This window comes from Aureispira anguillae (genome assembly GCF_026000115.1).
Lineage (GTDB): Bacteria > Bacteroidota > Bacteroidia > Chitinophagales > Saprospiraceae > Aureispira > Aureispira anguillae.
This window is the reverse complement of the sequence record NZ_AP026867.1, coordinates 4,418,522-4,437,528: the sequence shown is the minus strand read 5'-3', so window position 1 is coordinate 4,437,528 and position 19,007 is coordinate 4,418,522. Positions and strand designations below refer to the sequence as shown.

The following is a 19,007-nucleotide window of genomic DNA, read 5'->3' as shown; positions in this document are numbered from 1 at the left end:
CTCATGGATAAATTAATAAAATATGCATTTCTTGTATTGTGTATCGCCATTCCATGTTTTGTTTCCGCTCAGGTTGTTTCACCAGATGAAATGCAGACGAAAAGCTATAAGGACATTGTACAAGAAAAAGACCGTTACTTTAAAGGGTTACGACCAAGCCAATTGGAAGGGGAAGGAAGTGAATACAACCAGTTTCAACGATGGAAAGCAAAATGGGGTCCAAGGATCGCAATCCATGGTTCGTTTAATCAATTTTGGGAATATGAGAAAAAGATGTTTTTTCATACCAACCCTGATTGTAATCCTGGTGTGATCGATTTAAATCCGTGGAAGGAAATTGGTCCAACAGAGCAACCAACAGGTCCTTATGTCTTCTCTTCTAATGGGGGATCAGCAAAAGGTATTGGTCCAACAGAGCAATTGATTTTTGCGCCTTCTAATGCACTAGTTATGTTAGCTACTTCGCTTTCTGGAGGTTTGTTTTATACGACCAATGGGGGAAACGATTGGATTCAATCAGGAAGCGACCGCTGGCCGCAACCAGGTTGTAGTTCTGCTGATATTCATCCTTCTAATCCTAATATTTGGTTGGCAACTTCTGTCAGTAATAACAATGGAGAAGCGGGATCAATAGGCTATACTGGTGGAATTTACAGAACAGTAGATCAGGGAGCAAACTGGGAAAGAATTGGAAGCCAATTGCAATTCAATTGGTTATACAACGCTTTATTTGGTGTGAAATTCGATCTAATTGATCCCAATATTGCTTATACAAATACACATTACGGACTTTACAAAAGTACAAATGTTTTATCTGCAAGTGTTACTTGGACACGCTTAAATATTACTGCTCCAGCTTCGGTAACGAGTGCTTATCCCACTTTTGATTTTTCAGGTTTAGATCATCGAGTATACGATTTAGACTTCCGTCCCGTCAACCCTTCTAGCCCAGGAAGTTCTATTCAAGACTTATATGCTGCTGTACATTTTTGTGGTAAAAAAACAGTTAGTGGGGAGATTATAAAAAAATATGTTTGGAGGCTAATGAAATCTAATGATGGAGGGAGTACATGGTCAGAAATCGTAACGCCATCTAGCATTGATGATTTAGATCATTTGACAATTGAAATGACAAAGGCTAATAGAAATCTTGTGACACTTTTATACGATGGCTCTCCTGCTGGAATTCATCGATACAATGTTAATACAAGTACTTGGTCAACATTAACCGCAAGTTCAAGTATTAGTTTTGGCTCAGGTCATGCCTTTGGAATATCACCTTTTAATGAAAATCTTATTTATTACTCCAATGGAGATCGATACAAAGTTTATGAAAATGGAACGGTAACGACCTATACTTCTGGTAATGCTAATAAATATGAATACCATGTAGACTTAGAAGATTTTGTAAGCCATCCTTCCAATCCGAATGAAATATGGATGTGTAATCACGGGGGCGTTGCTAGGTCAATTAATAAAGGCGTAAATTGGGAGACCAAAACAGATGGTCTTGCCGTCGCAGAGGTATTGGATATGATGACTGCTCGAACGGATGCTTCCAAACTCATTATTGCAACCTATCACGATGGTTCTTCTATCACAACAACCAATCATTATGATGGATGGGATCCTGAATGGCACACTATATATGGTGGAGATGGAGTAAGCCCCATGATTGACCGAACTGACCCAACACATGTCTGGGCGAATACACAGGGTGGATCAAGTGGCAATGGAGCACAAGCTTATTCAGACAATGCTGGTTTAGCGAATAGCTTTTCTTTTCAAGCAAGTCAAGCAGGATGGGAAGCCAGTATGGGGCAACATGCACATGATCCCGCAACTATTTTTTGGGCACATTCTAATACTGTCTCAGGAGTTTTTGGAGCCAATGTTAGGCGCTCATTTAATCATGGTGCTAGTTATCATTATATTACGGACTTTCATAATCACCCTGATTTATTCGGGATTACAGCCAATTGGCACGTTACAGAAATTGAAGAAGCTCGAACGAATGATAATTATTTGTATGTTACTGTGCTAGAACAGCCCCCCAATAGTCCTAGTATTTGGAGATTATTTAGAACCCAAAAACTGAATGAAGATGCGGCTACTGTTATTAATTCATGGGAGCAGTTGCCACTGCCACATACCAATTTGTGGATTGCTGATATAGAAGTAGATCCTGAAAATCCTGACATTGTTTACGTTGTACACACAACAGGAGTAAGTAGTAGTCCAGCATTTAACAACAATGGCTGTGGCGAAGAAATTATATTCAAAATGGATTATTCTGTACCTTCAGCAGTAGATTGTAGTACTGGAGCAAACTGTATGGATTATACCTTTAATTTACCTCCAATTAGCACAGGAGGAAGTAACACTTCACACGAAGTATTGTCAATAGAACAAGGCTCAAATGGAGGGATGTATTTTGCAACAAGAAGAGGGGCATATTATATCAATAATAATTTGATTGAATCGGGCGCTTATTGGCAAAAATTTGGAACTAATTTACCTTATGTTCGAACTTCTGGGATGGAAATTGCTTATGATGTCAATCGAGTGAGAATGAGTTTTATGGGAAGAGGAGTATGGGAACATGAGTTGCATTGCCCTGATGAACCGAGTTTTAATGAAACAGGTACGTATACTTCAGATAAATATTTAGAAGCTCTATATTACATCAATTCTACCGCAACAGTAAATCCATCTTTGGACGTTCGTTATCGAGGAGGTTCTTTTATTCATTTAAAACCAGGTTTTAACGCTCGACCTAATTCTACTTTTCATGCGTTTATTCACCGTTGCGATAAGCCTGGAAATAGTTTTGAACGCTTGGATAATTCAAATGGTACCAGTCCTCAAGAGGAAATTAAAGCAACAGAATCAACAAATTTAGGAATAAAAACCTATCCTAATCCTAGTGCTGGGCTATTTGTAGTAGAAGTAGATTTAAAAGATAGAGAAAAAAATTACTCGTTACAAGTAGTTGATCTAACAGGAAAAATAATTTGGGAATCTGTAAATAATGCTGTGGAAAAAATAGAAATTGACCTAGGCGATCAACCCAGCGGAATGTACCTTATCTTATTTAAGTCAGGGGATGAGCTTCTCTATAATAAAATTATCAAAGAGTAGCGCCTAAAATGTATTGCTATACAGGACTTAGTGATGATTTGAATTTTAAATCCTGCTAACCCTTTGGTATGCTATACCAAGCATACTTGTTCGCTTTGCTCGTCAGCCAGCAAGTTGGGTTTGTCCTGTACTCAAATTTAAAGCTTAAAATTTACTTAAGTCACTAAACAATGCGGATCAGGGGGATTTTACCCCTGATTCGCATTATTACTTTGATGAGCGTGCCAAAAGAGCAACTGTGCTTAGGGGGAGGGAAGGTTAACTATAAGTTAGCCCAAACAGAACATTCGTAAAACCTAGAAAATCTAACCCCTTACAATCCTAGTCCCCAAATAAGTTGGAAAAACTAAGGAGACAAGGATTGTAGTAGAGGTTGTTATTTCGTTAATCTTTCTTTCGAGATAATACAATTTCTTTATCCCAACAATCAGGTCTAGGATGATATTTAAGAATAGCTTTTATTACGGCACTTGAGGTTTGAGTGCCAGACATACCATATTTTGTCATTACTTCTCCTGGTATTGGGGGCTGCTTGGGAAAGCTAGGAGCATGGACATGATACTTGTACGTTTCAGAGTTAATCTTAACCACTAATTGATAATCTCCTTCAGGTCTGATTTTGTTCCCTTCTGTAATCTGTTCCCAGATTCCATGTTTTACATCATATTCCGTCAAAGCATCGAGTTTAGAACCATAACGGCTACAATCCTCTACAATTGTTGATTGCAATTGTTTGATTTCTTTGTCTAATCCTAATGCCTTTTGAATGTCAGGATGTTTCTTAACAGCGGCAATTATATCTTCCTTAGAGTCAAATTCTCGATCTTCATCCTTGAATGTTTGGAGTATTATTTCAGCTATTTCCCTAGCTTTTTTATTGGTAAAATCAAAGAATTTAGGAGAGTATGCTAGTATCATAGGACTCCCTAGATCCTTTACTTTAATCATTTTTTTCTCTTCTTTCTTTTCTTCTTCTGAAGGGAAATTACCACTTGCGTTAGAAGAACTTGCCGTTAAAGTCTCTATCTTAATTTTATCTTTCTGCTTCTCCTTTTTATCTACAATAGTTTCATCTTCTGAAGAAAGCTCCTCTTTATTTTTATTTCTAAGTCGGTTCAATACCTCGTCGTTAGAAGCATTTTCCTCTAAATAATCTTTTGCTTTTTTTCTTGAACCACATTTACCTATTAACCAAATCATGGTTGGTATAGCGATAATCCCTAATGTAGTACATAAGACATAAAAAGGATCACCTCCTTTTAAGCTCAATACTACGTGAATGGTAGATTCTTTTTGAAGTTGATAAGCACTGGCAGACTTATTATCATCGAGCTGTTTACCCGCAACAATTAAACGTTGTTCGCTTGCAGGAACCCCTAATTTATCCTCTATCTTGGATTTAATTTCGGGAACAGAATCATCGGAAGAGACATCTAAGGTATAGGTTTTTCCCGTATAGTTTTTGACAAAAACTTGAAAAGGCTTATTGGAGGTGTTTAGTGCAGTATCTATGGTGGTTAACAGTGTCTTATACCTAGAAGCGGTATCTCTTTTTAATGAATTGCTATCGGCTAGTTGTAGCCAACGATTGAGGTTGAGTTGAAGTTCTTCAAGAGCTTGTTTGAATGCTGTTGTCATAATTATGTTATTTGAGTGGTTAAGGGGGGACTTTAGGGGTGAGTTATAAACTCAATTAAAAATAAAAAATATATCTGTAAAGTGCTATTATTTTCTCTACCCGATGATTTTTGCAAAAATTAAAATTGGGGCAGTTTCTATCTATTTTTAGATCCCAATTACAACTTAATTGAGATCTAATATCTAAGATAGAGCTAGAAAAAGCCCATGCTGTTAAATTTTAAAAACCGTCGGGTAGAGTAGCTATTATTAAGTGCTTTTTAATATACTGCCTCCAAATACCAATTATTAAGCAGCTTTTTTTAGTTTCGCCCTTCAAAAAAGATTTACCAGAGGCAAGAATTTGACCAAAAGCAACAAACGATGAGATTGACAGAAAAACAGAATACTTACTAAAAAAGCATCTCAACCTTTTATAGAAAATATAAATATTTATTAGTATAATTACTAAACTGATTTAGACCAAAACAGAATAAAACATACATGATAACAGGAGAACTGAAGTCACAAGTTGACAAGATATGGGAAGCCTTTTGGACAGGAGGAATATCTAATCCCTTGACCGTAATTGAGCAATTTACCTTTTTGCTCTTTATTCGTCGATTGGACGAGCGGCAATTGAGAGAAGAAAAAAAAGCAGTGTTGATCGGCAGTTCTGTGCAAAACCCTTTGTATACCGAAGCACAAGCCAGTTTGCGTTGGTCCAATTTTAAGAACCGAGCACCAGAAGATATGTTTGATTTATTTGTCAAGCCACAAGTAGACGACTTGACGGTTTTTGAGCACATGAAGCAGATTGGAGAAAAAGCAGGCGTTTTTGCCAAGTACATGAAAGGAGCCACCTTTATGATTCCTACGCCTCGCTTATTGGATCAGGTGGTGCAGATGATCGACAAAATCCAAATGGACGATCGAGACACCAAAGGCGACTTGTACGAGTACTTATTGTCGAAGATTGCCACCGCAGGCACCAATGGGCAGTTTCGTACGCCTCGACACATCATCAAAATGATGGTAGACATGGTGCAGCCCAGCAAGGAAGAAATCATTTGTGACCCTTCTTGTGGTTCAGCAGGGTTTTTGGTCGCAGCAGGGGAGTACGTGCATGAGCAGCATCCCGATTGGTTTTTGGAAAAGGACTTTCGAGCGCATTACAACAGTCAAATGTTTAATGGGATAGAGTTTGATCCCACCATGTTGCGGATTGGGGCAATGAACCTACAATTGCACGGCATTGAAAGCCCAAATCTCATTGGCAAGGATGCCTTAAGCAAAGGAAATGGCGACATCAACGATGCCTATACCTTGATTCTGGCGAATCCACCCTTTAAAGGAAGCTTGGATTATGATGCTGTAGAGGAATCGATTCTTAAGACGGTAAAAACCAAAAAAACAGAACTGCTTTTCTTGGGCTTGATGTTGCGCATGCTCAAAGTGGGCGGACGCTGTGCGGTGATTATCCCTGATGGGGTTTTGTTTGGCAGCTCAAAAGCACACAAGCAGATTCGCCAAAATATTGTGGAGCAGCAAAAGCTAGAAGCAGTGATTTCTATGCCAAGTGGGGTCTTTAAGCCTTATGCTGGTGTGAGCACGGCGGTACTCTTTTTTACCAAAACAAACAGTGGAGGAACGGACAAGGTTTGGTTCTACGATATGCAGGCAGATGGTTATACGCTCAACGATAAGCGCACGGAAACGGAAGCCAATGACATTCCCGACATCATCCAGCGTTTTCATCACCTAGAAGGGGAAGGGGAGCGCAAGCGTACCGACCAAAGTTTTTTGGTGCCTTTGGATGAAATCAAGGAAAACGATTGGGACCTTAGCATCAATCGCTATAAGGAGATTGTCTATGAGGAGGTGGCTTATGATCCACCCAAGGAGATTATTAAAAAGATTAAGGGCTTGGATCAAGAGCGTTTGGCTGTTTTAGTGGAACTTGAAAAATTGTTGGGGTGATGGAAAAGGTGCAGATTAATGATGAGATTGAAAAAATTCAGACATGGAATCCTAAAAAAGATTTATCTACTAATGAATTTGATTATATAGATTTAAGTTCAGTGGACAAAAATACCAAAGAGATTAATGATAGTTTGGTTTGTAGACTATTAGGAATAGAAGCCCCTAGTAGAGCAAGACAACTTATTCATGTAAATGATGTTCTTGTTTCTACTGTTCGGCCTAATTTAAATGGAGTGGCATTAGTATCAAAACAATATAAGTTTGCTACTGCTTCAACGGGATATTGTGTATTACGACCTAAGGAAAATCTTAATTCGAAATATCTATTTTATTGGGTTCAATCTCCTTTTTTTATTAAAGATATGACCAATAAAGCAAGTGGGGCAAGCTATCCTGCTGTATCAGATAGAATAATAAAGGAATCTAAAATCCCCCTCCCTCCACTAGCAGAGCAAAAACGCATTGCCAATATCCTAGACCAAGCCGATCAATTGCGCCAACTCAATCAGCAAATCCTAGCGGAATACGATGCCTTGACAAAGAGTTTGTTTTTGGATATGTTTGGGGACCCTGTGGTGAATCCTATGGGGTGGGATATGGTGAAGTTGAAAAATTGTAATTCAAAAATAGGAAGTGGTGCAACACCAAAAGGAGGAAAAGAATCTTATAAAAAGAATGGAATTTCTTTAATAAGAAGTATGAATGTTTATGATAATTATTTTCAATATAAAGACTTGGCATTTATTGATGATAGTCAGGCGAACAAATTAAAAAATGTAATTGTTCAAGAACAAGATGTTCTCTTTAATATTACAGGAGCTTCTGTTTGCAGATGTACAATCGTTCCTAATGAAATTCTTCCAGCTAGGGTAAATCAACATGTAGCGATTCTTCGACCAGTGGAAGGACAATTAAATTCAATTTTTCTAAGTCATTTATTAATTTCTACTAATTGTAAGAGTAAATTATTGGGAATTAGTCTAAAAGGAGGGGCTACGAGAGAAGCAATAACAAAAGAATCACTACAAGAATTTGAAATAATCCTCCCCCCCATAACCCTCCAAAACCAATTTGCCGAAAAAATAAAAAACATAGAAGCCCAAAAAGCCCAAGCCCAAGCCGCTTTAGCAGAATCCGAGAACCTATTTAATTGTCTCTTACAAAAAGCCTTTAAAGGCGATTTATAAGCAAAACAGCAAGATGTAGTAACCATAAACCAAACCAACATGAGCAACTTCCACTTTCTAAAAGACGAATGGCTTTCCTTATACAACAAAATGAGCAAGGCCGAGCAGCGCATCAAAACCGAACCCGTTTCCACGGCCAGTTATTGTCGCTTGGTACTGGAAGAATGCGTGCATGAGATTTACAACACCCATTATTTGGACTGGCCTTACAATCAAGACCTAGCCAACCTAATGCACCAAGAAGAATTTAAAGCCTTGGTTCCGCAGGTACATCTAAAAGGGCTGTACATTGTTCGCAAAAAAGGCAACAATGCCGTACACTACGGTCGGCGAGTAAGCAGTGCAGAAGCCTTGATCAGTATCAAGCACCTATTTGGTTTTTTAAAATGGTTTGCCAACGAATACAGTGGCATCTTACCACAGTTGCCAGGGCATTTTGACGAGTCCATCATTCCCAAGGTTGGCGCAGCAGAACGAAAGTTAAAGCGCATCCAAGCAGAATATGAAGCCGAGCAGAAGCGACAAGAAGAGCAGATTCAACAGCTCTTGGCAGAAAAAGCAGCGGCCTACGAAAAAGCGCAGGAAAGCGAAGAAGCATTGATCGCTTATCAAGCCCAAATTACCGCCAGTAAAGCTGCCATAGAAGCACAAAAAGCCACCCGCCAAACCAAGGTGCCCAGTGAGTACACCGAAGCCGAAACACGGAAGCATCTCATTGATGTTGATTTGTTGGAAGCAGGTTGGAGCGAACTAAAATCAGGTTACCATTTGGAGTTTCCCGTTCAGGGAATGCCAATAACCAAGGACAACCCCTTGGGCAATGGTTTTGTCGATTATGTACTTTGGGACGACAACGGTTTGCCCTTGGCACTGATCGAAGCCAAACGAACCAGTGTGGAAGCTGACGCAGGGAGGCATCAAGCCTTTTTGTATGCCAATTGCTTGGAGCAGATGTTTGGACAACGCCCTGTGATTTTTTATACCAATGGCTATGAAACCATGCTTTGGGACGATGTTTTTTACAGCAGCGATCGACCCGTTAATGGTTTTTACAAAAAGGAAGCCCTACAGTGGTTGATCCAACGCCGCAAAAGCCGCCTAGACATTCGAACGGCTACTGTTAATACCGATATTGTAGGAAGACCGTATCAGTTGGAAGCCATTCAACGAGTAACGGAAAGTCTTGTGGTGGACGGCGCAACAGGATTGAGCGGTAATAAACGCCATTGTTTGTTGGTGATGGCAACAGGCAGTGGAAAGACCAGAACGGCAGCCGCTCTAGTGGATGTGCTGTTTCGATGCAATTGGGTGAAACGGGTGTTGTTTTTGGCAGATCGAAATGCCTTGGTCAGCCAAGCACAGGACAGCTTCAAAGAGCATTTGCCGAATTTGACGAGCATAGATTTGTCAGAAGACAAAGAAGACGATGCCACTCGTTTGGTGTTTAGCACCTATCCAAGCATGATGAATCGCATTGACCATGCCCGAACAGATGAAACACGTTTTTATGGAGTGGGGCATTTTGATTTGATTATTGTGGATGAGGCACATCGCTCGGTTTACAATCGCTACAAGGCAATTTTTGATTATTTTGATGCCATGATTGTCGGCTTGACGGCTACGCCCAAGGACAGCATCGATCACAATACCTATGAATTGTTTGAGTGCAGCAATGATGATCCTACCTTCAATTATGATTTGGAGGCAGCAGTTCCCACTTATCTAAAACCCTATCAAACGATTAGTGTAGCCACTAAATTTTTAAGAGAAGGCATCAAGTACAGCGAGTTATCCGAAGACGATAAGAAAAAATACGAAGCGACCTTTACCGATCGAAAAACGGGCTTGTATCCTGAAGAAATCCGAGCCAATGCCATGAACAAATGGCTGTTTAATGAAGACACGGTCAATAAGGTATTGGATGAGCTGATGAAACAGGGCTTAAAGATAGAAGGAGGGGACAAATTGGGGCGGACGATTATTTTTGCGGTCAATCAAAAACATGCAGCGTTTATTGTCGAATGTTTTACCAAACGTTATCCTGAGGCACCTGCTGGTTTTATTGCAATGGTACACAATAAGGTATCGCATGCACAGAGTTTGATTAAAAAATTCTGTGATCACAAAGTAGAAAACAATCCCCAAATTGCGGTTTCTGTAGATATGATGGATACAGGAATTGATGCGCCAAGAGTTTTGAATTTGGTCTTTTTCAAAATCGTGCGTTCTTATGCTAAGTTTTGGCAGATGATAGGAAGGGGAACTCGCCTTTGTCCCGATGTTTTTGGACCAGATGCGCCCAAGGAATATTTCTTAATTTTTGATGTTTGTCAGAACTTTGAATTTTTTGAATTGAATCCAAGAGGAGCGGAGAGCAGTTCGATAAAAGCCATTACACAGCAAATTTTTGAGGCTCGTTTGGACCTAAGTCAATTGCTACAAGAAACAGGAACGGAAGAAAATCTTGCCTTGACGCATAAATTGCTGGATCAATTGCATGGGGCAATTGAGGGCTTGGATGAACGACGTTTTCAGGTGGATATGCAGTTGCGCCATGTCGATGTATTTAAGGTACGAGAACGTTGGAACAACCTCAGTTCGGACGATGTATACATTATCAAAGAGCATTTGGCAAATTTGCCCAAGCCTGAGGCGATTAGCGAGCGGGCAAGGCGTTTTGATTTGATGGTTTTGAAGTTGCACTTGGCCGCATTGTTAGGCAAGCCATCGGAGGAAAAATATTATGAAAATCTAATGAACATTGCCGAATTGTTGAGCCGAAAATACACCGTGCCACAGGTGTTGCAAGCACAGCCTTTGATCGAGCAAATGAAAAACCCTGATTTTTATGCTGCCTTAACCCATCAACGCTTGGATCAATTGCGAGAAGAGATTCGATTGTTGGTGCAGTTTTTAGAGCTTTCTGGGGTTAAACCCATGTATACGGATATAAAAGACTCCGAAGCTGTTACCAAAGTGGTAGAACCGTTGACGGGGTATCGAACGACTATTTACAAAAATCGAGTAGAGCGCTTTATTCGAGAAAATAAGGAAAACATCACCATTTCAAAATTGGCAACCAATCAACCCATCACCTCAGAAGAGTTAAATGCTTTGGAGCAAATGCTTTTTGATGGAACCAATCGAGGTACCAAGGATGATTTTGTCAAAGAATATGGCGAACAGCCCTTGGGCAAATTTGTTAGAAGTATTCTTGGCTTGGACGAGGCTGCTGCCAATCAGGCTTTTGCAGATTTTTTGCAAGTGGGGAATTTACGTGCCGATCAGATGACCTTTATTCAAAATATCATCACTTACTTAACCAAAAATGGCACGATCGAAAAGAAACTACTTTTTGAAGCGCCCTTTACCAATTTGCACGATCAAGGGATTACAGGAATCTTTGACCACGCAGATGCAGCTAAAATTATTCGCATTATTGAAGGAATTAATGGGAATAGTGGGGTGGCTTAGATTTACACTTAAAACCAATGGAAGAGAATGTATTAAAAATGCGTTCATTACTCTTAAGCTCAAGTACAGAAAAGATTCGTAAGGGGTTAGCCAATTAGATTTATCAGAAAATTCTATTCGAAAAATCACAAAGAGTATTGGGAATATGACGAACTTAAAAAAACTTAATTTAAAGGGGAGTAATATTGATCAAAAGGATAGAGAAAATATCAGTGCCTTATTGCCCCAGTGCAAAATTAGTTTCTAAAACCAGTCTATAACAATGAACTACGAAAAACTTAAACGCTATATAAGAACGCCTAAATCCATTGAAGATAAATTAGATGAAATAGATACCGTTTCTAGAAACTCTGGTTTAGCGCTTGAAAAGAAAGTTGATTTCTTATTAAAAATCTACGACTCCCTTTCCGATGACAAAAAAGGGCAAAGAGAAGGCAGGTATTTAATTATACGAATTGGCGAAGTTTACTTTCAAGAAAATGCGTTCGAAGATGCTTTAGACAATTATGGATTTGTTATGCGGTTCAAAAACACAGTTGGAAATCCATTTCTACATTTGAGGCTTGGGCAAATTCAATATCATATTAAAAATAAAGAGAGAATGCATGATGAATTGAGCAGAGCTTTAATTATGGGGGGAGAAATTGTATTTGAGGACGAAAATTCTAAATTTATCGAAATTCCCAAAAGTGTTTTGAGAGAACCAGAAAATTGTTCTTGGAAAGAATACGATGGACAGGATTGGGAATCAACAAAATAAAAACAATAGGAAAAACAAGGAGGATATGCCCAAGCTAACCTTTTGAGAAGAAATGGCTAAAACTCTTAAAAAGCCTATTTGGTAAAGATTTTTCAAATAATTTCAGAATAATACTTATTTTCATCAATTGGAAATTAATTCATAACCTTAGATCATTAACTAATAAAAATGAATAAAATAGCACTACTATTCTTTAGTTTAATTATATTATTTATAACAAGCTGCCAGAAAGATCCTCAAAATAATACCGAGCATACAACTCTCATTGGGGGAGTAAGTTACGACAATACCACAGGACTCAATTCAGACAATACAAGTATGGCTGATTTTAGAGATAGCAGTGTATATGCTGTCGTACAATTGGGTAACCAATATTGGATGGCAGAAAATTTAAATTATAATGTTGGAGGATCATGGTTAAATCCTTCTAATCCAACTGATGCATATGGTCGTCTTTATGACTGGACGACTGTAATGAATGGAGCGTCTTCTAGTTCTTCTAACCCAAGTGGAGTGCAGGGAATTTGTCCGAATGGCTGGCATTTGCCTTCGGATGAAGAATGGAATGAACTTGAAATTTCTTTAGGGATGGCTACCTCAGATACAAGCCTAATAAATCAAGATAGAGGAACACATGGAACAGGAATGAAATCTGTTACTGGCTGGAATAGTGGAGGCAATGGCACAGATAGTTCTGGTTTTAATGCTTTTCCAGCAGGTGCTTATAATGGTTCTTATATTTTGTTTGGAGATAATGCTGCCTTTTGGTCGGCTACTGAAATAGGGACTCCTGATGCTTGGTCGAGAATGTTGACCAATACAAGTACAGGAGTAAATCGTTATGGGTCTAATAGTAAATCTTATGGATTATCATGCCGTTGTTTAAAAGATTAATTTCAAGCGAATAGGATACTACCAAGCTTAAGATATTAAAGTAAATCATAACAGCATCTAATAAGAGCTATAGGATTATCCCACATTTTAGGAGTGAAACTAAATTTTCGTTGTATGTGACAATAGGCAAAATCGCAGATTTTGTCTGTTGCTTGGTTGCATAGGATATATAGGAATGTCGTTCAAATTTAGATTGAAATCAGATGGCAAGCGTTCCTCTTAATTCAGCAGCAATAATTTATAGAAATCAGGACTTAGATGGACAGGTTTTATTATCTTAACCATTCTAAATCTTGTATTATGACCTTTAAAGAATTACTAGAGGATAATAATATATATATGTAATGGTATGTAGTTACTAGTTATGTTCAGTTAAATACGGTAATTCTAAAACTTTATATCGTTTTCTTTAATAACTTTTCAGTGCCTATTGTTATTATTTCTCTTTATTCAAAATATTATCCCACACTTCGTAATTTTTTTCTAAGGACTGTATAAGTTACTATTGACCAAACGGTATAAATAAAAATTATTATAAGAAAATAAAGTGCAGGACCTAAAACTGATAATGTTCCAGAAGTTGATTGTGGCTGACTAACTTTACTTATCCAGTAAATCACAAAACTTACTATAAGACAACATATAAAGCTTTGAAAAGGCATAAATCTGTACTTAGAATGTCTAGAATTATAATAGCTTATTACCCAAAAAGGACTAATCAGAATAAGTGCAATCAATATATTTAGCCGATAATTTCCAAGAATTTTATTTCCTATAAAAAAAGTAAAAAGAAATAAACTAACACTAACAGTATGAATAGCAAGTTTATAATAAATTGTTTTATCTTCTTTAGATAGAATACTTTTAATGGGAAACCACGCCGCCCTTAAATTTGAAATAGCAAAAACAGATAAAAGTATAGCTGAAGTTAAAAAATAAAACCAACCATATAAAAAATAGAACCAATCATATATAGAAGGGTTCTCTAAAGCAGAGTTTAAAACCAAACTTGGAGTACCTGAATAAATGTATCCATTAAGAAAATAGCTTAGACTAATATTCGCTCCTAAAATGGCTAAAATTCTAAACGAAATAATAAGAGATTCATATCCTAAATCTATATTCAGAACTTCTTTTTTAGGTATATCTAATACTTCGTTATTATTCATAGTTGAATTTTTACTGAACACAATCAAAATTGAATGAAAATTAAGAAAATAGAATTCTTTCGCAAAATTTATGAAATAAAAACAGAACAGAACAATTAGCGATCAAAATTAAGAGGGGGCGTGGGATCCCACTAATTTTATCGTGTTGTTGCAGTGAGGGCTCTGAATTCAATTGGTCAAAACAACCTAAAGCACTGGGGGATTATATCAACGCTCAGGAGCAGGATTATTATTATGCTTGAAGGTCTGTTAATGGGATGGATCGAGTTGCTTTGATTCAGGGTTATGCTTTTAAAATTCTTCACTTTTTGTGAATAGTTTTAAGAATGAAAGAGGTTTATTCAGTTGAATTTAAAATTCTATTCAGATAGGCTTCAGAATAACTTATTTGAATGGTAAAAGAGGAGCATTTTTCACAGAAAAAACCAGTAGCCTTTTCTTTTACCTTTTGGCAATAAGCTTGAAACATAATTTCATAATTAGGCGTTTCATAAATTTCATGAACTGAGAAGTATCTCCCTCTAAATGCTTTAGAAGTTTCACATTTGATTAATTTTCGTTCCTTGAAATTTAATAGAAAATCTAGTTTATAAGCTGAAATTTCATCTATTACAGTTGACTGGATGGTTAAAGGAGTACTCCAAACAATATTGTTTTTTGGGCGGCAATTTCCTGTTAAAGAATCGTATTTTGTACAAATTTTTCTAAGCTCAAGATGTTTATTGGTGTTTCTGTCATATAGATAAGAATAAGTGATAGCTGTTGTAGATTTGTTGAGTGAATCTTTTTCGAACTTAATTTTTTGAAGCTTAAAGTGCTTTAAATGTAATAGGCTATCAGATTGACTTTGATCGCTTTGAATTAAGCTCAACAGCTCTTTAAAAGAAAAAGGAGAAAAGTAGTTATGTTCTTTTGTGGATGGTAAGTACCGAATACAATTCTCTAAAGTTTCTAGACTATCATGTACATTATATTCCAACATGGGTTGAGTTTTTCCCTCCCATATAATCAACACACTAAGTATGAATAACGATAATTGCTTCATTGGTCTAGTTTTTAATGTCTTATGTTTTTTTTGTAGATTTATAAGAAAAACATTATGAATGAACTATTTAATATCTTTTATTCCCCTAAAGGAAGAATCAGTCGGTTATGGTATTTAGGGACCTCCCTCATTGTTCTTTCTATATTTTTCTTAAGTCCTTATCCTTTAATAATAGACCTTGTACAACATTGGAAACTACTTTCTGTGAAAGAAACTCAACTTTTATTGTTGAGTATTATTATAGGAGGGATGATATATAGTAGTTGGATCATTGTTTCCCTCAAGCGCATCAAAGATCGTAACTATAATCTTAAGTGGCGCTATTTTCTTCTACTTCTCTTTCTTTTTATATTGATACTGGTTGTTAGTGCTGTTTATAATCATTTTATGATCTCAATTATAGTCCATCTACTAGCAACATCTTATCTATTATCCTTAGAAAGCTACTCTACTGCAAATAATAATGGTCCCCCTTTTCGTTTTGTTTTTCCTTGGATTGGGATTGATGATAAAGATAAAAATACAGCTCTTCTAGAAAAAATAGAAAACTATGAACTTTATGTAAAAGAGAATGGCTTAAAAGGTGAAAATGCCAATTTTGCTCAAGATGATTTTAGTGGGATGATGCTTCTGAATAGAAATTTCACTGGTGCTAATCTCAGTGCAGCTAATTTTGATGGTGCTAATCTACATAATTGCATTTTTAAGAATGCAATAATTAAGAATGCTTCATTTAGAGCAGCAGATCTAAGCCATACAGATTTTACCAATTGTAAAGGGAGTCAAGAAGCCATTTTTGCAAGAGCGAGTTTAGAAGGTTCCAATTTAACAGATGATTTAGTAGATCCAGAAACCTTAGTACAAATAGGAGAATTGGCTAAAATTACCAAGCCAATATTTATAGGATTGTTGAGTGCTTGTATTTATTCTTGGATTACCATTGCCACTATTCAAGATATTGCCATTATTTCAGATTCTAGAGAAGTAGTCTTGCCCATTATCCAAGTGAAAATTGCTGTTAGTGGTTTCTTTTTTATCACCCCTGTTATTCTGTATTTTATCTTTTTGTATTTTAATTTATACCTAAGAAAATTGTGGAAAGAAGTTAGCTCATTGCCCTTCAAATTACAAAATGGAAAAGAAGCCATTACAAAAGTTTATCCATGGCTTTTGATTAGTATTGGAAACTCTAATTTCATTGATGAAACTACTCCATATAGCTCTTTCAAGCGTATTGAAATTATTATCTGTTTTTTACTAGCTTGGTGGGTAGTTCCTCTAACCATGGGAATTTTTTGGATAGATTCTCTAGTTCGCCATGATTGGTGGATGGCTTCTTTTTTAATCTGTATGCTGATACTATCTGTAAGTACTGCTCTTATTTATCAAATAAATTCTCTATCAGTACTCTATAGGAAACAACTGTCTAAAGGTAGTCCTTGGAAACCTGCTATAATTTTAGGCTTACTTGTTAGTTGTTGTGTTTTATATACCTATAATGGTATGGTAGGTATTCAACAACCCAAATATACAGCTAATCTTGAACGAGCCTTTTTAGTGCCTATACCATCAGGATATATAGCCTCAACTGATAAAGAAAAATATAAAGATATTATAGGACCTAATTTATCTGGCTGTGATTTAAGATTTGCTAAGGCTAGGGGTGTTTTTGGGGTGCAATCTATTTTTGTTGGAGCTAATATGGAGGGGATTATATTAAAGAATAGTTGTTTAACTAAGGCAGATTTTAGAGGGGTTCAAGCAGATTCGGCAGATTTTAGTTATGCTGACTTATCAATGTCAATTTTTGGGGGAATCAGCATAGATTCAGTAAGTTTTGGGCAAAAAAAAATAAAGGAGAGAAATTATAAGGCAAAGAAAAGAATAAATAATCTAAGGAAATTTTCTAGAGGAGCTAAATTGAAAGGAGCAAATTTATCTTCTATTAAAGCAGATGGAGTAAATTTTATAGGAATTGAATTAAATTCAGTAAATTTAAGTAGAGCTAAATTGAGAAGAGCAAATTTTTGGGGCGCCGAATTAATAGAGGCAGATTTTCGTTACGCCAAATTAGAGAGGGTATATTTTAGTTATGCCCAAGCAGATTTTGCAAATTTTAGTTATACCCAAGCAGATTCTGCAGATTTTAGTTATGCCCAAGTAGATTCTGCAAATTTTTGGGGCGCCGAATTAAGAGGGGCAAATTTTAGTTCTGCGCAAGCAAATTTGGCAGATTTTAGTTCTACACAATTAGAGAATGCAAATTTTTGGGGTGCCGAATTAAGAGAGGCAAATTTTAGTTACACACAAGCAAATTCAGCATATTTTAGCTCTGCCGAATTAATAGAGGCAGATTTTCGTTATGCACAAGCAGGCTCGGCATATTTTAGTTCTGCCAAGCTAGGAGAAGCAGATTTTAGCTCTGCCCAAGCAGATTTTGCATATTTTAGTTACGCCCAAGCAGATTCTGCATGTTTTAGTTCTGCTCAATTAAGGAGGGCAGATTTTAGTTCGACTCAATTAAAGGGGGCAGATTTTAGTTCTGCTGAATTAGGAGGTGCAAATTTTAGTTCTTCCCGATTAGAGAGGGCAAATTTTTGGGGAGCAAATTTAGAAGGTACTAACTTGACAAATGCAACCTTAGATTCAGGCTTTGTTCATATTACAGCATGGTTAGATAGTCTTGAAACTTGGAATGTAGTAGGAATAAAAGAACTAATAAAAACCTACAAAATAGATACCGTTAAGAATTATAGATCTTGGGATAAAGAAAAAAAATATCCACGTTACTACATTAAAAGGAGAGAATCCACAGAAGACAACTAAAAATAGCCTCCAAAGAAGAATTGTATCTGTAAATCTTTAAGATTAATACCAGCACGAACAGCAGCAACAGTCCCCGTATATTTCCAGGAATACATTTTATAGCGGTCCGTATCAAAGCCTAATTTCTGGAGCAATAGGCGATGTTGCCGTCCATAAGTATTCATGCCTGTAGGAGTTTGTTCATTTACTCCAGGAAACAAATAATGATTTGGATTCCGCCCTCTAACCTTACGTTCTACAATAGGAAAAAAAAGCATCAGGAATGGCTACATACTCCTGCTTTCTTAATTGGTTCAATTAGGTGGGAAAGCTGGCACCATTCCAAAGCATTTTTTACATGCCTGATATAATCGTTGTAAGTAGATTCCTTGATGGTTCGTTGATGCGTGAGGTGCTCAAAGAAAAAATTATAGACATTTTGCTCTGTCCATTCTTTGGTTTTCATCCATTTTAAAAAGATTCCAATTTTAGATTTTTTACACTGGTAGGTTTTGAGTCGCCAAGTAGACTTTCTTAACTCAAGTTCTTTATAGATCTGTCGTTCAAATTTAGATTGAAATCGGATGGCAAGCGCTCGTCTTAATTCAGCAGCAATAATTTGAGCTGCTTTTTGGCGTTCTTCGAGCGTATTGAAGCGATTGATATTGCCGTACTTTTTTCTCTTTTTGCCTTTTTCATCAAGATAGAGTACGAACCATCTAGCGTCCAATGAATTGTTTCCCGAGTATATTCGGGGCAAAAATTTTTTAATCATTGTTTTGAACTTTTTTCTACCCTTCGGATACAAAACGAGACAACAATGATATTTAAATGGAATATCAATAAATATATAACTCCTTAATTATCTGGTAATCAAGGAGTTTAGTGGAGCTGGAGGGAATAGTCGAACAACAGCTCAATTTTTTGATTAA

General features: G+C 36.9%; 12 protein-coding genes. 7 read left to right on the top strand and 5 right to left on the bottom strand.

Annotation, left to right across the window (positions count from 1 at the left end; genetic code table 11):
* The first annotated feature begins 3 nt into the window (after positions 1–3).
* Entirely contained in the window at positions 4–3,141 is a 3,138-nt protein-coding gene (locus AsAng_RS17665; protein ID WP_264788415.1) for a 3-coathanger stack domain-containing protein, read from the top strand.
* A 384-nt stretch (positions 3,142–3,525) separates the two neighbouring features.
* Here AsAng_RS17665 and AsAng_RS17660 read toward each other — a convergent pair whose 3' ends face one another.
* Positions 3,526–4,779, bottom strand: coding sequence for a ubiquitin-like protein (locus AsAng_RS17660; RefSeq protein WP_264788414.1), 1,254 nt, complete (start codon positions 4,777–4,779; stop codon positions 3,526–3,528).
* A 483-nt stretch (positions 4,780–5,262) separates the two neighbouring features.
* Between AsAng_RS17660 and AsAng_RS17655 the strand changes: the two genes are divergently transcribed.
* From AsAng_RS17655 to AsAng_RS17635, 5 genes are all read left to right on the top strand, one after another.
* Positions 5,263–6,738, top strand: a complete 1,476-nt coding sequence (locus AsAng_RS17655) for a type I restriction-modification system subunit M (protein ID WP_264788413.1) — start codon at positions 5,263–5,265, stop codon at positions 6,736–6,738.
* Positions 6,738–7,928 (top strand): restriction endonuclease subunit S, encoded by a 1,191-nt coding sequence (locus AsAng_RS17650; RefSeq protein ID WP_264788412.1) that lies wholly within the window; start codon positions 6,738–6,740, stop codon positions 7,926–7,928. Before AsAng_RS17655 ends, AsAng_RS17650 begins: the two co-directional genes overlap by 1 nt.
* Positions 7,929–7,967: 39 nt before the next feature.
* Positions 7,968–11,402, top strand: coding sequence for a DEAD/DEAH box helicase family protein (locus tag AsAng_RS17645; protein WP_264788411.1), 3,435 nt, complete (start codon positions 7,968–7,970; stop codon positions 11,400–11,402).
* 262 nt (positions 11,403–11,664) lie between these two features.
* On the top strand, positions 11,665–12,162 hold the full coding sequence (locus AsAng_RS17640) for a hypothetical protein (protein ID WP_264788410.1): 498 nt from the start codon (positions 11,665–11,667) through the stop codon (positions 12,160–12,162).
* A 168-nt stretch (positions 12,163–12,330) separates the two neighbouring features.
* Positions 12,331–13,056 (top strand): FISUMP domain-containing protein, encoded by a 726-nt coding sequence (locus AsAng_RS17635; RefSeq protein ID WP_264788409.1) that lies wholly within the window; start codon positions 12,331–12,333, stop codon positions 13,054–13,056.
* Between the two features lie 458 nt (positions 13,057–13,514).
* Here AsAng_RS17635 and AsAng_RS17630 read toward each other — a convergent pair whose 3' ends face one another.
* Positions 13,515–14,225 carry a hypothetical protein gene (locus tag AsAng_RS17630; protein ID WP_264788408.1) on the bottom strand — a complete coding sequence of 237 codons (711 nt, stop codon included), beginning with the start codon at positions 14,223–14,225 and terminating at the stop codon, positions 13,515–13,517.
* Positions 14,226–14,562: 337 nt separating this feature from the next.
* On the bottom strand, positions 14,563–15,270 hold the full coding sequence (locus tag AsAng_RS17625; protein ID WP_264788407.1) for a hypothetical protein: 708 nt from the start codon (positions 15,268–15,270) through the stop codon (positions 14,563–14,565).
* Positions 15,271–15,324: 54 nt separating this feature from the next.
* On the opposite strand from AsAng_RS17625, the gene AsAng_RS17620 reads away from it, so the two are divergent.
* Positions 15,325–18,096 (top strand): pentapeptide repeat-containing protein, encoded by a 2,772-nt coding sequence (locus AsAng_RS17620; RefSeq protein WP_264788406.1) that lies wholly within the window; start codon positions 15,325–15,327, stop codon positions 18,094–18,096.
* On the opposite strand, the gene AsAng_RS17615 is transcribed toward AsAng_RS17620, so the two are convergent.
* Positions 18,093–18,353, bottom strand: a complete 261-nt coding sequence (locus AsAng_RS17615) for a hypothetical protein (protein WP_264788405.1) — start codon at positions 18,351–18,353, stop codon at positions 18,093–18,095. The genes AsAng_RS17620 and AsAng_RS17615 overlap by 4 nt on opposite strands.
* A complete protein-coding gene (locus tag AsAng_RS17610) occupies positions 18,353–18,850 on the bottom strand; it encodes a hypothetical protein (protein WP_264788404.1) in 498 nt (165 codons plus the stop codon). The genes AsAng_RS17615 and AsAng_RS17610 overlap by 1 nt, the downstream gene beginning before the upstream one ends.
* Between the last annotated feature and the right edge of the window lie 157 nt (positions 18,851–19,007).

Bases quoted from the DNA above. Each gene is read 5' to 3' on its own strand.
- AsAng_RS17665 (WP_264788415.1), top strand. From the start codon at position 4: ATGGATAAATTAATAAAATATGCATTTCTTGTATTGTGTATCGCCATT.
- AsAng_RS17660 (WP_264788414.1), bottom strand. From the start codon at position 4,779: ATGACAACAGCATTCAAACAAGCTCTTGAAGAACTTCAACTCAACCTC.
- AsAng_RS17655 (WP_264788413.1), top strand. From the start codon at position 5,263: ATGATAACAGGAGAACTGAAGTCACAAGTTGACAAGATATGGGAAGCC.
- AsAng_RS17650 (WP_264788412.1), top strand. From the start codon at position 6,738: ATGGAAAAGGTGCAGATTAATGATGAGATTGAAAAAATTCAGACATGG.
- AsAng_RS17645 (WP_264788411.1), top strand. From the start codon at position 7,968: ATGAGCAACTTCCACTTTCTAAAAGACGAATGGCTTTCCTTATACAAC.
- AsAng_RS17640 (WP_264788410.1), top strand. From the start codon at position 11,665: ATGAACTACGAAAAACTTAAACGCTATATAAGAACGCCTAAATCCATT.
- AsAng_RS17635 (WP_264788409.1), top strand. From the start codon at position 12,331: ATGAATAAAATAGCACTACTATTCTTTAGTTTAATTATATTATTTATA.
- AsAng_RS17630 (WP_264788408.1), bottom strand. From the start codon at position 14,225: ATGAATAATAACGAAGTATTAGATATACCTAAAAAAGAAGTTCTGAAT.
- AsAng_RS17625 (WP_264788407.1), bottom strand. From the start codon at position 15,270: ATGAAGCAATTATCGTTATTCATACTTAGTGTGTTGATTATATGGGAG.
- AsAng_RS17620 (WP_264788406.1), top strand. From the start codon at position 15,325: ATGAATGAACTATTTAATATCTTTTATTCCCCTAAAGGAAGAATCAGT.
- AsAng_RS17615 (WP_264788405.1), bottom strand. From the start codon at position 18,353: ATGCTTTTTTTTCCTATTGTAGAACGTAAGGTTAGAGGGCGGAATCCA.
- AsAng_RS17610 (WP_264788404.1), bottom strand. From the start codon at position 18,850: ATGATTAAAAAATTTTTGCCCCGAATATACTCGGGAAACAATTCATTG.